We start from the raw sequence: 14256 nt of genomic DNA, 5'->3' as shown, positions 1-14256 counted from the left end.
CTAGAACGAGCGCACGATCCGCCCAAGGGTCTCCATGGCTTTCTCCGATTGTTCGGTCCAGGGGCTGCCGTAGTTCAGGCGAATACAGTTGCGAAAGCGCTGGGTTGGCGAAAAGATCGGCCCGGGGGCAATGCTGATACCTTGGGCCAGGGCCATTTGGAACAGCTTGAGCGAGTCCATCTGCTCGGGCAGCTCCAGCCACAGAAAGTAGCCACCAGAAGGATGGCTGACCCGTGTCTGCGCCGGAAAGTGCCTGGCAATCGCCGCAAGCATGGCACTCTGCTGCTCCTCAAGGGCATAGCGCAGCTTGCGCAGATGCCTGTCGTAACCGCCGTGTTGCAGGTAGTCGGCGATCGCCGCCTGGGCCGGCATCGAGGCACACAGCGAGGTCATCAGCTTGAGCCGTTCGATCTTCTGCGCATAGCGCCCGGCAGCCACCCAGCCAATCCTGTAACCAGGAGCCAGACTTTTGGAAAAGGAACCGCAGTGCATCACCAGACCGTCAGTATCGAAGGCCTTGGCTGGCTTCGGGGCTTGCTGGGCGTAGTACAACTCGGCATAGACATCGTCTTCGATCATCGGTACCTGGTGCTGGCGCAGCAGTTCTACCAACTGCTGCTTTTTCTCCTCTGGCATGCTCGCGCCAACCGGATTCTGGAAATTGGTCATGCACCAGACCGCCTTGACCGGATGCTTGTCCAGGGTTTGCGCCAGCACACCAAGATCGATGCCTTCACGAGGGTGTACCGGAATTTCCACGGCCTTGAGCTTGAGGCGTTCAAGCACTTGCAGGCAGGCGTAGAAGGCCGGGGCCTCGATTGCTACAAGGTCGCCGGGCTCGGTAACCGCCTGCAGGCACAGGTTGAGTGCTTCCAGGGCGCCGTTGGTAATCAGTAACTCTTCCATGGGCAGCATCAAGCCGCCGACCATGTAGCGCAGGGCAATCTGACGGCGCAGCTGCGGGTTGCCCGGCGACAGGTCGGTAACCACCATGCGCGGGTCCATCTCGCGGCTGGCGCTGGCCATGGAACGGGCCAGACGTGGCAGCGGGAATAGATTCGGGCTGGGGAAGGCCGAACCGAACGCGACCGTTTCGGGGTCCTTGATCGAATCCAGAATCGAGAACACCAGCGCGCTGACATCCACCTCGGTGGACTCACTCGCTTGTTCGATGATTTGTGGCTCGTTGAATTGCCGCGGCGCATGGGCGTTGACGAAGTAGCCCGAACGCGGCCGAGCACGGATCAGGCCGCGGCGCTCCAGCAGATAATAAGCCTGGAACACCGTGGAAGGGCTGACCCCGTGGGTCTGACTGGCGTAACGCACCGACGGCACGCGCTGGCCGGGGCCCAGGACCCCGGAGCGAATCAGTTCGGCAATGTCGTCGGCGAATTTTTCGTAGCGTTTCATCATGGCTCAGGACGTTTCGATTGCTTCGAAGTGTATGTGATCAGCGGTTCAAAGGCGCGACAAAACGGCTGTGGGCAACCGTGGAAATGCCTGGCTGGTCGGTGTCGCTCAGTTCAAAGCTGAGTTCCTGGGAGCTGCTCTGAGCCCGTTCGGCAAGCATTGCCACCGATACCGGCATCTCACTCATTTCTCCGGCCGCGAGGGTAAATTCGGTCTTGCCGTGCAACTCGAAGCCGTTGGCGTCCACCAGGCGCAGGCGGTAGTGCTGCGGTTGCTGGGTTTTGTTGATGACTTTGAGGGTGTAGATGTTTTCGATCTGGCCCAGGTTGTTCTCGCGGAACAGGCCACGGTCCTTGATAACGTCCATCGATACCATCGGCCGTTGTTGCAGCGCGATGACCAGGGCGCCAATCATCACCACCAGTGCCGTGACATAACCGAGCAGGCGAGGGCGCAGCCAGTTTGTCGTGCCACCCTGCAGGTTGTGTTCGGACTTGTAGCCCACCAGGCCACGGGCGTAACCCATCTTGTCCATTATCGAGTCGCAGGCGTCGATACAGGCGGCGCAGCCAATGCATTCCATCTGCAGGCCGTCGCGAATATCGATACCGGTCGGGCAGACCTGCACGCACATCTGGCAGTCGATGCAATCACCAAGGCCTTTGGCCTTGTAGTCGCTGTTCTTCTTGCGCGGGCCACGGGATTCGCCGCGGCTCGGGTCGTAGGCGATGGCCAGGGTATCTTTGTCGAACATCACGCTTTGGAACCGCGCATAGGGGCACATGTGCATGCACACCGCTTCACGCAGCCAACCGGCATTAATGTAGGTGGCCCCGGTAAAGAACAGGATCCAGAACAGGCTGACACCGCCCAGCTGTAAGGTAAATAGCTCCTCGGCCAACGGCCGGATCGGGGTGAAGTAACCGACGAAGGTCAAGCCGGTGAGCAGGCTGATAGCCAGCCACAGGGTGTGTTTGGCTGAGCGCCGAATCATCTTGTTCAGGCCCCAGGGTGCGGCATCGAGTTTGATCCGCTGGTTGCGATCACCCTCGGTAACTTTCTCGCACCACATAAATACCCATGTCCAGGTACTTTGTGGGCAGGTGTAACCGCACCACACGCGTCCGGCAAATACGGTGATGGCGAACAGGCCGAAGGCGCAGATGATCAACAGTGCCGACAACAAAATGAAGTCCTGTGGCCAGAAGGTCGCGCCAAAAATATGGAATTTGCTGTCAGCCAGGTCCCACAAAACTGCCTGGCGTCCCTCCCAGTTCAACCAGACGGTGCCGAAAAACAGCAGAAACAGAAATCCTGCGCCACCGAGGCGCAGGTTTCGAAACAAGCCGGTAAAGCTGCGGGTATGGATTTGTCTGTCGCTGCTGGCGGCCTTCTTCTTGAAAGTGGAAGGCTCGGCAATTTCAACGATCTGGACGGGGATTCTATCGCTCATGGTTCGTCGCTCATCAGGCCTCGATCAGGCCAGAGCACTATGGCGCCCCATCTGTTTGCATAACAGACTCAGATATTTAGATAAAAACCGTATCAGATTTTTCGGAAAATCCGCGCAGGGCTCAGATTATCGAGCCTTCCTCGCTTGCCTTGAGATGCCTGCGACCATCCACCGCACCCGCTACAGTTAGCGCATCGGCCTCTGCTTCAGTGATAGGCACGCGCTGGCCGTCAAGTTCGGCCACTGACATGCGTAGATGCTCATCGGTTACTACCGTAACGTCTGTAGCGGCGCCTTCGATTCGCAGGTCGTCGGCAATCAGCGTGCAGCGTTGATTGCTTTGATCAATTTCAATGGTCATGTCAGCGTCCTCGGACCGTCGGAGTTACGGATTTGGACTCCTGCGGGTGCGCGGTTACTGGGGCAAACCGATCAACGGTATGTGCAGCACTTTTAGCCGTAGCCTGTGGTCCATGCATTAACCCTCGTTGAATACGGACTACGTCGATGGACATCTGGTGGCAGCAAGTCTGGTTGACCCTGGTAGCCGAGTTCGCCGACATCAATGATGCCAAGCAACTGACCCAGGTCACGGTGCGCATGCTCATGGCCGCTCTGCTAGGGGCTGTGCTGGGCTTTGAGCGTGAACTGAAGGGCAAGGCAGCCGGAGTGCGCACGCACATGCTAGTGGCAATGGGGGCGGCGCTGTTCGTCCTGGTGCCGCGGATGGCCGGGGTCGATGATGCGGGCTTGAGCCGGGTGGTGCAGGGCATCGTTGCCGGTATCGGCTTTCTTGGCGCAGGCACCATACTCAAAGGGCGGGATCAGGAAGATGCCAGTCATGTCAAAGGGCTGACCACGGCTGCCGGGTTATGGATGACCGCTGCCATTGGCGTAGCCGCCGGTATGGGGCGTGAAGCTACCGCCGTCATCAGCACGCTATTGGCGCTGCTGGTACTGGGGGTCATGCCTTGGGTGGTGGACAAGCTGGAAACTGACAAGGATGAAAACGAGGACGAAAACGAGGACGAAAACAAGGAAGACAGAAAGCACTGAGGGGAGCCTAAGCTCCCCTCAAAGATTGTTGCGTGCTCTTTTTTTGTTATTGGAGGGCGGCCTATTATTGTTTTTGGCGACCGTTGCCTCTTGTCACTGGCGATCCCCATCCGGGATCAAGAGCAAACGTATTTTTTTGAGCGCTGATCTACTCTCATCATTACTGATCCAACCGTGACCTTCGCTACCTCAGGGTAGTTTTATTGTTTTCTGTCAGGTTGCGGGGGCGAACCCCAGGAAAGCACATCCTCTCCAAAAAAATCTGTTAGCTGCGTCTCTGTCGTGTTGTTCTTGTTATGTCAGAGTCGTTACGTCTTATTTTTATTAGGTGTTTCGTATTTTTGTTGTTCTTGTACCAAAGATATAGCAGATGCCGTGCCAACGTTTAAAAAGTCATCTAAATCAATGAGTTAGGAATTTAGGCAAGAAATTGGTACGCGAGGATTTGTCGATTTGTTTCCGTGTTACCCGGTTTTTCGCTGGAAAGTGCGGGGGCGGTAACACCCCCGGTGGGCTGAGCAGGTTATTGCGCGAGACGGGCGCGTGCTACGCGGGAGCCACTGGTACGACCCAAAACAGTGCTGATCCGCGAGCCCGCGTCGATTAACTGCTCCAGGTTGATACCGGTTTCGATACCCAGGCCCTGGAGCATATAAAGCACATCCTCACTGGCGACGTTACCGCTGGCGCCTTTGGCGTAGGGACAGCCACCCAGCCCAGCGACAGAACTGTCGAATACAGTGATGCCTTCAAGCAGGCTGGCATAGATGTTTGCCAGTGCCTGGCCGTAAGTGTCATGAAAGTGCCCGGCCAACTGCGCGCGAGGCACATGGGCTGCGACCACCTCAAACAGGCGGCGGGTGGAGCCTGGGGTGCCGGTACCGATGGTGTCGCCCAACGACACTTCATAGCAGCCCATCTCGAACAGCTCCCGAGCGACAGGTGCTACCTGCTCGGCGCTGACTGCACCTTCATAGGGACAGCCCAGTACGCAGGACACATAACCACGCACACGCACGCCGTGCTGTCGAGCAGCGTCCATGATCGGGGCGAAACGCGCCAGGCTCTCGCTGATGGAGCAGTTGATGTTGCGCTGGGAAAAAGCTTCGGATGCCGCAGCGAACACCGCCACTTCCTTCACACCAGCGGCAAGGGCATCTTCGAATCCACGCAGGTTCGGCGCCAACGCTGCGTAGGTAACACCTGGTTGCTGGCGAATATTGGCGAACACCTCGGCAGAACCTGCCATTTGCGGCACCCACTTGGGTGAGACGAAGCTGCCTACTTCAATGTAGGAGAGGCCCGCGGCGGTCAAATCATCCACCAGGCGGACTTTATCGGCCACGCTGATTGGCTGTGCTTCGTTCTGCAGGCCGTCGCGAGGGCCGACTTCGACCAGGCGGACTTTTTCAGGCAATGACATGGCGCAAATTCCTCGGGGCTCAGTGGCTGTTGTTCTGGTTCTTCAAGGTGGTGGCCAGCGCTTGTTCGCAGCGCTCTTCAGCAGTGTCCAGCTCCAGTTGCATCTGCTGAATATCTAGCAATTGCTGTTCGAGCTGAGCCCGACGTTCGGAAATTTTGGCCAACATGCTGTGCAATTGTTTGAGGTTGCCGCTGGTCGGATCATAGAGTTCGATCAGCTCGCGGCACTCGGCCAAGGAAAAGCCGATACGCTTGCCGCGCAGTATGAGCTTCAGGCTTACTTTGTCACGGGCGGAATAAACCCGCTCCAGCCCCCGGCGTTCGGGGCTGAGCAAGCCTTGCTCTTCATAGAAGCGAATAGCACGGGTAGTGATATCCAGCTCACGGGACAGGTCGGAAATGCTGTAGGTCTGGCTGCTCATGGTCAGGCTCGGGAAAAGGGCATGAGCTAACCTAATTGCAGCTTGACGTATACGTCAAGCGCGTCTTGCGACGTTGCTTGTGTCGAGTGTTACTGGTCTGGCCCGCGGCTAACGAGATTCAGCCTCGGCCGCGCGCTCATCTTGAGCGACCACCGTCTGGCACAACTCGATAATCTGTTCGCGCATCCAACGGTTGGCGGGGTCCTGGTCGGTGCTTTCATGCCAGTACAGGTGCGTTTCCAGCGGCGGTACGCCACTCACCGGCAGGCTCAGGTAGTTGAGTTGGTGACGCCGGGCGAACCGCTCCGGCACCGTCATCACCATATCGGTTTGCTGCAGTACCTGGGAAGCCATCAGGTAATGCTGTGAGCGCAGGGCGATCTTGCGCTGTACGCCCATTTTTCCCAGCGCCAGGTCGACATAGCCCAAACCGTTGCGTCGACTGGAAATATGAATGTGGGTCAAGCCCAGATAGTCTTCCAAGCTGAGTTTTTCTTTGGTCATCGGGTGGCCGTGGCGCATGGCACACACGTACTGGTCCTGCATCAGCTTGACGTGACGCACCTGCGGATCGGTGTTAAGCGGCGCATCAACGGCAAAATCCAGGCGCCCGGCAGCCAACTCCTTGGTGGTCTCGCGGCGCTTGCACAGGAAGCTTTCAATTATTACCGCCGGGGCCAGGCGACGGAGTCGCTGGAACAGTGGCGGCAGAATCACCGCTTCGGTGAGGTCAGTCATGCTGATACGGAAGGTTTTGTTCGCCTGCAGGGGGTTGAAGATGCGGCTCTCTTGCACCGATACACGCAGCAGCGACAAGGCATTGCGCACCGGACCAATGATGTTTTGGGCCATTGGCGTAGGCACCATGCCCTGAGCGGTACGCACGAACAGCGGATCATTGAAGGTTTCACGCAAGCGCGCCAAGGCATTGGACACCGCAGGCTGGGTAATGCCGACAATCTGCCCGGCACGGGTCAGGTTGGCTTCGGTGTAGATGGCATCGAAGACGATGAACAGATTGAGGTCGACCTTGCTCAGGTTCATGGGCGCTGCTCTTTTGTTGATGTTATGGGTGAATCATATATTGGTTATGAATGTTTATACACGCCGAGAATAGACTAGGTGGATTTTACTCGTTGATCTAGGCTCTTGTTCAGATCCCCTTTCCACAGAAGGTACTGCCAATGGATTTTGCCTATTCACCCAAGGTTCAGGCGCTGCGTGAACGCGTCACTGCGTTCATGGATGCTTATGTCTATCCCGCCGAGGCGGTGTTCGAGCGTGAAGTCGCCGAGGGCGATCGCTGGCAGCCCACCGCAATCATGGAAACATTGAAGAACAAGGCCAAGGCTGAAGGTCTGTGGAACCTGTTTCTGCCCGAATCGGAACTGGGCGCGGGGCTGACCAATCTGGAATATGCGCCGCTGGCCGAGATCATGGGCCGGTCGCTGTTGGGTCCGGAACCATTCAACTGCTCGGCCCCGGACACTGGCAACATGGAAGTACTGGTGCGTTACGCCAACGAGGCGCAGAAACGCCAGTGGCTGGAACCGCTACTGCGCGGCGATATCCGTTCCGCATTTGCCATGACGGAGCCCGATGTAGCGTCTTCGGATGCCACCAATATGGCCGCCCGAGCAGTGCGCGACGGTGATGAATGGGTGATCAACGGGCGCAAATGGTGGACTTCAGGTGCTTGCGATCCACGTTGCAAGATCATGATCTTCATGGGCTTGAGCAATCCGGAGGGGCCGCGCCATCAACAACATTCGATGATTCTGGTTCCCACCGATACCCCGGGCGTGAAAATTGTTCGTCCGCTGCCGGTGTTCGGTTATGACGACGCACCCCATGGCCACGCCGAGGTGCTGTTCGAAAATGTGCGGGTGCCTTACGAAAACGTACTGCTGGGCGAAGGACGCGGTTTCGAGATTGCCCAGGGACGTCTGGGCCCTGGACGAATTCACCATTGCATGCGCTCGATCGGCATGGCTGAGCGCGCCCTTGAACTGATGTGCAAGCGCTCTGTGGAGCGCACGGCATTCGGTCGTCCGTTGGCGCGCCTGGGGGGTAATGTCGACAAGATCGCCGATTCGCGCATGGAAATAGACATGGCTCGACTGCTGACGCTCAAAGCGGCCTACATGATGGACACCGTAGGTAACAAAGTGGCTCGCAGTGAGATCGCGCAAATCAAGGTAGTGGCGCCGAATGTGGCGTTGAAAGTCATCGACCGGGCAATCCAGATTCATGGCGGTGCCGGGGTAAGTGGTGATTTCCCCTTGGCCTACATGTACGCAATGCAGCGAACTCTACGCCTGGCTGACGGTCCGGACGAAGTGCACCGTGCCGCGATCGGCAAGTACGAAATCGGCAAATACGTACCAAAGGAAATGCTGCGTAGCGGGCATTGATCTGCCCGCCTTGCGTACCAGGTCCGCGACTGCGGGCCTGTTTCATTTGTGGTTACTGGAGTTTGCCGGGTGCGGTGGTTGATCGCGGGTCTTGAGCAGCGACAGCACCACGCCACCCGTCAAGAGCCCCAAGGTCACGCTCAGTGACAGCCACGCCGGCACCGCTCCAATCAGGCCGTGATAGAAGATCTTGCTACCGATGAAGATCAGTACCAGGGCCAGCGCATATTTCAGGTAGACGAAACGGTGCATGAGTGCCGCGAGGGCGAAATACAGCGCGCGCAGCCCGAGAATGGCGAAGATGTTCGAGGTATAGACAATGAATGGATCCTGAGTGATGGCAAAGATTGCCGGCACGCTGTCTACGGCAAATACCAAGTCGGCCAGCTCGATCAACACCAACGCCAGGAACAAGGGGGTGGCAAAGAGCACGGCCTTGTTTTGTCCGGCAGCCTTGATGCGTACAAAAAAACGCGGGCCATGCAGGTCATCGGTAACCCGTAGGTGGCGGCGCACAAACTTGAGCACCGCATTGTTGGCCAGGTCCGGGTGACCTTCCTCGCGAGAGAACAACATCTTGATGCCGGTAATCAGCAGGAAGGCGCCGAACACATAGAGAATCCAGGCGAACTCCTGCACCAGTGCGCTACCGACACCGATCATGATTGCTCGCAATACCACCACCCCGAGGATGCCCCAGAACAATACCCGGTGCTGGTAAAGGCGAGGAATGGAGAAGTAGCTGAAGATCATCGCCATGACAAACACGTTGTCCATGGACAATGATTGCTCCACCAGAAAACCGGTGTAGAACTCCAGGGCAGATTGCGCGCCAAGCTCCAGCCAGATCCACCCACCGAACAATACGCCGACACTGAAATAGCCCGCGTACAACAGCAGGCTTTCGCGCATTTCGATTTCGTGAGCTTTGCGGTGCAGAACGCCCAGGTCCAATATCAGCAGGGTCAAAACAATAGAAATGAATGCCAGCCAGAACCACATGCTGGTGCCAAGGAACTGGTTGTCGAGAAATGCCTGTAGAGCCGCCATGCGCCCCTCCTTGATTGTCGTCGTTGCGATTCGCAACAGTGACTCCGACATGGCGGCTTGGCAGCCGTCAGAGGGGCCCGGCGTCACTTACCCAAGCCTAGTTGCGATAAGTGCGTGCGCCCAATCGAGGCTGTAACAAATATTTGCACAGGGTAGCTGGGGGTTTAGTAGACCCAGACTTCAACCCGTCGGTTGCGGATTCGGCCTTCTTCGTCTGAGTTGGTTGCTACGGGCAGATCGTCGCCCATGCCAACCACTTGGCGCAGCGTGACGCCTTGCTTGGTCAGCTCGCGGCGTACCGCCATGGCGCGCAGGCGAGAAAGTAGGCTGGCACGCTCGGGGTCGGGCTTGGCATCGCCAAAGCCAACCAACACCACATCGCGGTCCAGCTGGTCGTTGTGGCGCAGAAACTCGACCAAGCGCTGAACGTCGCGCATCGCCTTGTTGTCGAGATTGGCGCTACCTTCCTGAAAACGGAAATTCACCGACAGGCGTTGGGCATTGCGCGCCAAGGTGCGATAAGACGTGGGCATCTCATCAGTAGCCGGCACTTTGGATGCATGGATTTGCTGGCCGACAAAACCATTACCGGTGACGATGGCTTGCCCCTTCGGGCTTTGCGCAAATTCCACCAGTGCCTGGGCCCACGGCGCAGGCTGCAGGGGAGGCAAATAGAAATACAGGCGGCGGGACAATGGATAGTCCTCGCTGGCCACCAATGTGGTGCTGGGTAGCATGGCGCGCGAGGCGCCATCAGCTATAGCCAGCACTTTGGCGCCATGTACCGAGGCCAGGCTGCTGAAGCCTATGGCCTGGCGGTCAGCCAGCACCTCGCGGGTCAACTGATCCGCCGACTCGAAGCGCTGCGCGGTCGACGCCAGGGGCTGTGCGGTCGGGTCGAGTACCAGTGCCTTGAAGGTTTCGAATGTACCGGAGCGGTCGTCCCGGGCGTACAGATGGATTGTGCCGTTGCCCAGGCCCAATTCGTCCCAGGTGGTGATTTTTCCGGCAAAAATTCCTGCCAGTTGAGCCGTGCTCAATTGGGGCAGGGGGTTGTCGGGATGCACAATCACAGCGACGCCATCCAGGCCGATAACCTGCTCAGCGTTGGTGCTGTTCAAGTCGCCCAGTGCGCGTAGCTCGCTCAGCTCGTTGAGCTTGATCGGGCGTGAAGCGGCAGCCAGATCTGCCTGGCCGGCTTTGAGCGCGGTAAAGCCGGTGCTGGAACCGTGGGCGGCAATATCGATACGAATTGCCTGGCCCTGGGAATCAACCGCCCGGACGCGAATCTCATTGGCAGTCGCGGTCGAATCGACCTTGATCTGACCAGCTCCCTGGGCCTCCAGCAAGCCTTTGACAAGCGCCGGGGCCAGCGTTGCGCCAATGGTATTGGAGCCCTGGATGCGTAGCAGCACCGACTCATCGGTGGCGCCATAGGCGAAGACAGGAAGCAAACAGGCAAGGAACAGGCAGAGGTGGCGGAACATGCCGGCGGGCACTCTTCAGGCAACGGATATGCCGCAGATTAAGACAGTTGGATGACTGTAAGATGACAGCCATCCAACCGTTCTGAACCTCTGCCTGCAGCCTTGGGTTATGCCAGCTCCAGCCAGATCGGCGCGTGGTCAGATGGCTTTTCCATGGCGCGCAGATCGTAGTCGACGCCGGCTGCCTTGATGCGTGGCAGCAAACCCTGGGAGGTCATGATCAAATCGATGCGCAGGCCGCGCTTGGGCTCGTCTTCAAAGCCGCGACTGCGGTAATCGAACCAGCTGAAACGGTCAGCGACTTCCGGGTGCAGGTGACGGAAGCTATCGACCAGGCCCCAGTTTTTCAGGCGGGCCATCCACTCACGTTCCTCGGGCAAGAAGCTGCATTTGCCGGTTTTGAGCCAGCGCTTGGCATTGTCGGCGCCAATGCCGATGTCACAGTCTTGCGGGGAGATGTTCACATCACCCATTACCACGACAGGCTGATCGTTTTTGAACTGGCTTTCCAACAGCGCTTGCAGGTCGCTGTAAAAACGCTCCTTGGCCGGAAACTTGGTTGGATGGTCACGGCTTTCACCTTGGGGGAAATAGCCGTTCATGATGGTGATAGGCGTGCCATCAGCATCGGCGAAGGTGCCCCAGATAAAGCGCCGTTGAGCGTCTTCCTCATCGCTGGCAAAGCCTTTATGCAAGCTCAGCGGTGCCTGGCGCGAGAGCAAGGCAACGCCGTAATGACCTTTCTGGCCATGAAAGTGCACGTGATAACCCAAGGCCTGGATATCTGCCAATGGAAACTGCTCGTCGCTGACCTTGGTTTCCTGCAGGCCGATAACATCCGGTTGATGCTTTTCGATCAGCGCCGCCAACTGATGAGGCCGTGCGCGCAGGCCGTTGATGTTGAACGAGACGATCTTCATGGCCAAAACAATCCTGATAAAAGCTGGAATCCTAGCCGACATCGACAGCTGCGACCAGCATGGCGCGCCATCCGATAGGCTGCTAACGTGGTGCTCGGGGTGAACGTCGGCGCAATGTACGCCTCGAAGGCAATGAATGCCCATTTGTGGAGGTTTGTCCGAATGACCGAATCGACTGCTGCCCCGGCGCAGATCCGCTTGCTTGATGGTGGTTACAGCCGTGAAGCACGTTCGTTGCTGTATCACGCCTATCGTCATGAACCTACGTATGCGTTCTTGTTCGAATCCCAGCGCCCAGGTTATGACCAACGTATCCGCGCGACGGTGCGCGAGCTGGTCAAGCAGCATTTCCTTCAAGACTTTCCTGCGTTGGGGTTGCTGGTCGATGATCGCCTGGTGGGTATTGCCCTGATTGCACCGCCGCAGCGCCGTCTGGGCGTGACCGAGAGTTGGGTCTGGCGCATGCGGATGGTTCTGAGTACCGGTTTTCGCTGCACTCGTCGCTTCCTGGATTATCAAGCCGCGCTGATGGCTTGCTTGCCGGGCGACGCTGTTCACGTGTTACCGCTGCTTGGCATTCACCCACAGTTTCAGGGCAACCATTACGGCGAGCAGTTGTTGCAAGCGGTCCACGACTGGTGCGCTGAAGACGAGAATTCGCAAGGTGTCGTACTCGACACCGGAAATGAACATTATCTGGCGTTTTATCAGCGCCAGGGCTATCGGGAAATCGGCGAAATTGCCGTAGGACCTGTTCGGGAACACGTGTTTTTTCACCCAAATCCGCAGCCGTCTCAACGTGCCTCCTTTGCGTCTGCGTAACCGGTCGCAGAGCCTCGGGCTCCATGCTGGCGCCAAGCTCTGGTAGCATCCGCGCCTATGACGTATTCAGGACGATTCACTTGCGGTTTGATTCTATTGTTTTCCAGTGCCGCCGCGTATGCGCAGAGCGAGCTGGTAGTAAAGATCAAACCTGCCAATAACGAACTCAAGGCCAATGTCGAAGGCTACATCGGCAGCCTTGGTAAACGCGATGAAGAGGCACTGCTGCGCTTTAGTCGCGGGGCTGTCGAGCAGGCCCGCAAGGCCGCCCAGGCGTTGGGCTATTACCAGGCGCAAATCGACAGCGAGGTCAAACCACCAGAAAAGGCCGACAAGGATCCGCAACTAGTCCTTACCATCGACCCGGGCGAACCCGTGCACCTGCGTGACGTCACCGTGCGCATCGAAGGCCCGGCAAGTGAGCTCAAGGCCTTTCGTATTCCCAACAGCAAGGCCCTGCGTTCAGGCGCAGTACTCAACCATGGGCATTACGACGATGCCAAGCGACTGATTCAAAACCAGGCTGCACGCTATGGTTTTTTCAGTGGGCATTTCGTTCGCCAGCGCCTGGCGGTTGATCCTCAGGCTGGAGTAGCCGATATCGAATTGGTTTACGACAGTGGTCCGCGCTACCGACTGGGCAACGTCAATTTTGCAGGTGATACACCCTTCGACGATTCGCTGCTCCAACGCATGGTGCCGTTCAAGGCCGATACGCCTTACGATTCCGAGCTGATCGCCGAACTCAATAATGCCCTGCAGTCCAGTGGTTACTTCGAAGGGGTGCGGGTAGACGCCGCGCCCAACGCTGCGGTGCAGCAGACCATTCCCGTCGCGGTGCAACTGACCACGCGCAAGCCGCGGACCATGGGTCTGGGTCTGGGCTATTCGACTGACGTCGGGCCTCGCGGCAAGGCAAACTGGACCCGTCACTGGGTCAATCCACAAGGCCATAGTTACGGCTGGGAAACCGAATTGTCGGCACCGCGCCAGAACGTCGGGCTGTGGTATGACATTCCGCTGGACCCACCATTGACCGATAAATTTCGTTTTGCCGGTGGCTATCAGAACGAAGAAATTGCCGGCACAGATACCCTGAGCAAGTTGCTCACCGTCGGCCCTGAATGGCACAGCAAGTTGCCCAGTGGCTGGCAGCGCGTGCTGTCGCTCAAATACCAGCGTGAAGAATATCGGCTGGGTGACGACTCGGGCCTGAGTAACCTGCTGATGCCAGGCGTCAGCTATTCCTATTTGCGCAGCGACAACCGCATAGATCCGCACAATGGATATCGTCTGCAGTTCGATGTGCAGGCCGCTAAAGAAGGCCTGGTATCGGATACCAACCTGTTGCATGCCAACGTAGTGCTCAAAGGGCTTACCACCCTGGGTCAGAAGCACCGCTTCCTGGGCCGTGTTCAAGTCGGCGGCAGCGCCACCAACGACTACCAGAGTTCGATGCCGCCATCGCTGCGCTTCTTTGCCGGTGGTGACCAGAGCGTGCGGGGTTATGACTACCAGAGCCTGTCGCCGGAGAACTCCGATGGCGATCGTATCGGTGGCCGCTATTTGGTTGCCGGCAGTGTCGAATATCAGTATGAAGTTGTCGAGAAATGGCGCGTGGCGACCTTTGTCGACCAAGGTAATTCATTCAACAATTTGGAGTTCCCAAGTCTCAAGACCGGTGTCGGTATCGGTGTCAGGTGGGTTTCTCCAGTCGGGCCGTTGCGTCTGGATCTGGCCCATGCGCTGGATGACGACGGCGGTATCCGTCTGCACTTTTCCATGGGGCCGGAACTGTGA

General features: G+C 57.8%; 13 protein-coding genes. 4 read left to right on the top strand and 9 right to left on the bottom strand.

Annotation, left to right across the window (positions count from 1 at the left end):
- From mapR to H8F21_RS17365, 3 genes are all read right to left on the bottom strand, one after another.
- Complete coding sequence (mapR, locus tag H8F21_RS17375; protein WP_203481665.1) at positions 1–1410, bottom strand: GntR family transcriptional regulator MpaR; 1410 nt, start codon at positions 1408–1410, stop codon at positions 1–3.
- Between the two features lie 40 nt (positions 1411–1450).
- Positions 1451–2863, bottom strand: coding sequence for a cytochrome c oxidase accessory protein CcoG (ccoG, locus tag H8F21_RS17370; protein WP_203481600.1), 1413 nt, complete (start codon positions 2861–2863; stop codon positions 1451–1453).
- Between the two features lie 121 nt (positions 2864–2984).
- A complete protein-coding gene (locus tag H8F21_RS17365) occupies positions 2985–3224 on the bottom strand; it encodes a DUF3203 family protein (protein WP_203481598.1) in 240 nt (79 codons plus the stop codon).
- A gap of 146 nt (positions 3225–3370) precedes the next feature.
- Between H8F21_RS17365 and H8F21_RS17360 the strand changes: the two genes are divergently transcribed.
- The gene (locus tag H8F21_RS17360; RefSeq protein WP_203481596.1) at positions 3371–3919 is read left to right on the top strand and encodes an MgtC/SapB family protein; all 549 of its coding nucleotides are present in this window, start codon (positions 3371–3373) and stop codon (positions 3917–3919) included.
- 523 nt (positions 3920–4442) lie between these two features.
- Here the strand turns inward: H8F21_RS17360 and H8F21_RS17355 are convergent.
- The 3 genes from H8F21_RS17355 to H8F21_RS17345 all read right to left on the bottom strand — a co-directional run bounded on the left by H8F21_RS17355 (position 4443) and on the right by H8F21_RS17345 (position 6807).
- Positions 4443–5342 carry a hydroxymethylglutaryl-CoA lyase gene (locus tag H8F21_RS17355; protein WP_203481594.1) on the bottom strand — a complete coding sequence of 300 codons (900 nt, stop codon included), beginning with the start codon at positions 5340–5342 and terminating at the stop codon, positions 4443–4445.
- A gap of 19 nt (positions 5343–5361) precedes the next feature.
- Positions 5362–5763: a MerR family transcriptional regulator gene (locus H8F21_RS17350; protein ID WP_203481593.1), complete on the bottom strand. Its 402-nt coding sequence runs from the start codon at positions 5761–5763 to the stop codon at positions 5362–5364.
- A 108-nt stretch (positions 5764–5871) separates the two neighbouring features.
- The gene (locus tag H8F21_RS17345) at positions 5872–6807 is read right to left on the bottom strand and encodes a LysR family transcriptional regulator (RefSeq protein ID WP_203481592.1); all 936 of its coding nucleotides are present in this window, start codon (positions 6805–6807) and stop codon (positions 5872–5874) included.
- Between the two features lie 140 nt (positions 6808–6947).
- Between H8F21_RS17345 and H8F21_RS17340 the strand changes: the two genes are divergently transcribed.
- Positions 6948–8177 carry an acyl-CoA dehydrogenase gene (locus H8F21_RS17340; RefSeq protein WP_203481588.1) on the top strand — a complete coding sequence of 410 codons (1230 nt, stop codon included), beginning with the start codon at positions 6948–6950 and terminating at the stop codon, positions 8175–8177.
- Positions 8178–8219: 42 nt separating this feature from the next.
- Here the strand turns inward: H8F21_RS17340 and H8F21_RS17335 are convergent, their stop codons facing one another.
- The 3 genes from H8F21_RS17335 to xthA form a co-directional block, all read right to left on the bottom strand.
- Positions 8220–9227 carry a TerC family protein gene (locus H8F21_RS17335; RefSeq protein WP_203481585.1) on the bottom strand — a complete coding sequence of 336 codons (1008 nt, stop codon included), beginning with the start codon at positions 9225–9227 and terminating at the stop codon, positions 8220–8222.
- 164 nt (positions 9228–9391) lie between these two features.
- Positions 9392–10714, bottom strand: a complete 1323-nt coding sequence (locus H8F21_RS17330) for a substrate-binding domain-containing protein (protein WP_203481583.1) — start codon at positions 10712–10714, stop codon at positions 9392–9394.
- 107 nt (positions 10715–10821) lie between these two features.
- Entirely contained in the window at positions 10822–11634 is an 813-nt protein-coding gene (gene xthA, locus H8F21_RS17325) for an exodeoxyribonuclease III (RefSeq protein WP_203481581.1), read from the bottom strand.
- A 162-nt stretch (positions 11635–11796) separates the two neighbouring features.
- Here xthA and H8F21_RS17320 point away from each other — a divergent pair, with 162 nt between their 5' ends.
- A complete protein-coding gene (locus H8F21_RS17320; RefSeq protein WP_203481579.1) occupies positions 11797–12456 on the top strand; it encodes a GNAT family N-acetyltransferase in 660 nt (219 codons plus the stop codon).
- Positions 12457–12513: 57 nt separating this feature from the next.
- Entirely contained in the window at positions 12514–14256 is a 1743-nt protein-coding gene (locus tag H8F21_RS17315) for an autotransporter assembly complex protein TamA (protein WP_203481577.1), read from the top strand.

Origin of the sequence: Pseudomonas arcuscaelestis, assembly GCF_016881005.1 — a bacterium.
In the GTDB taxonomy this organism is placed as follows: Bacteria; Pseudomonadota; Gammaproteobacteria; order Pseudomonadales; family Pseudomonadaceae; genus Aquipseudomonas; species Aquipseudomonas arcuscaelestis.
Note: the sequence above shows the minus strand (reverse complement) of the source record. Positions and strands in the feature narration are given on the sequence as shown.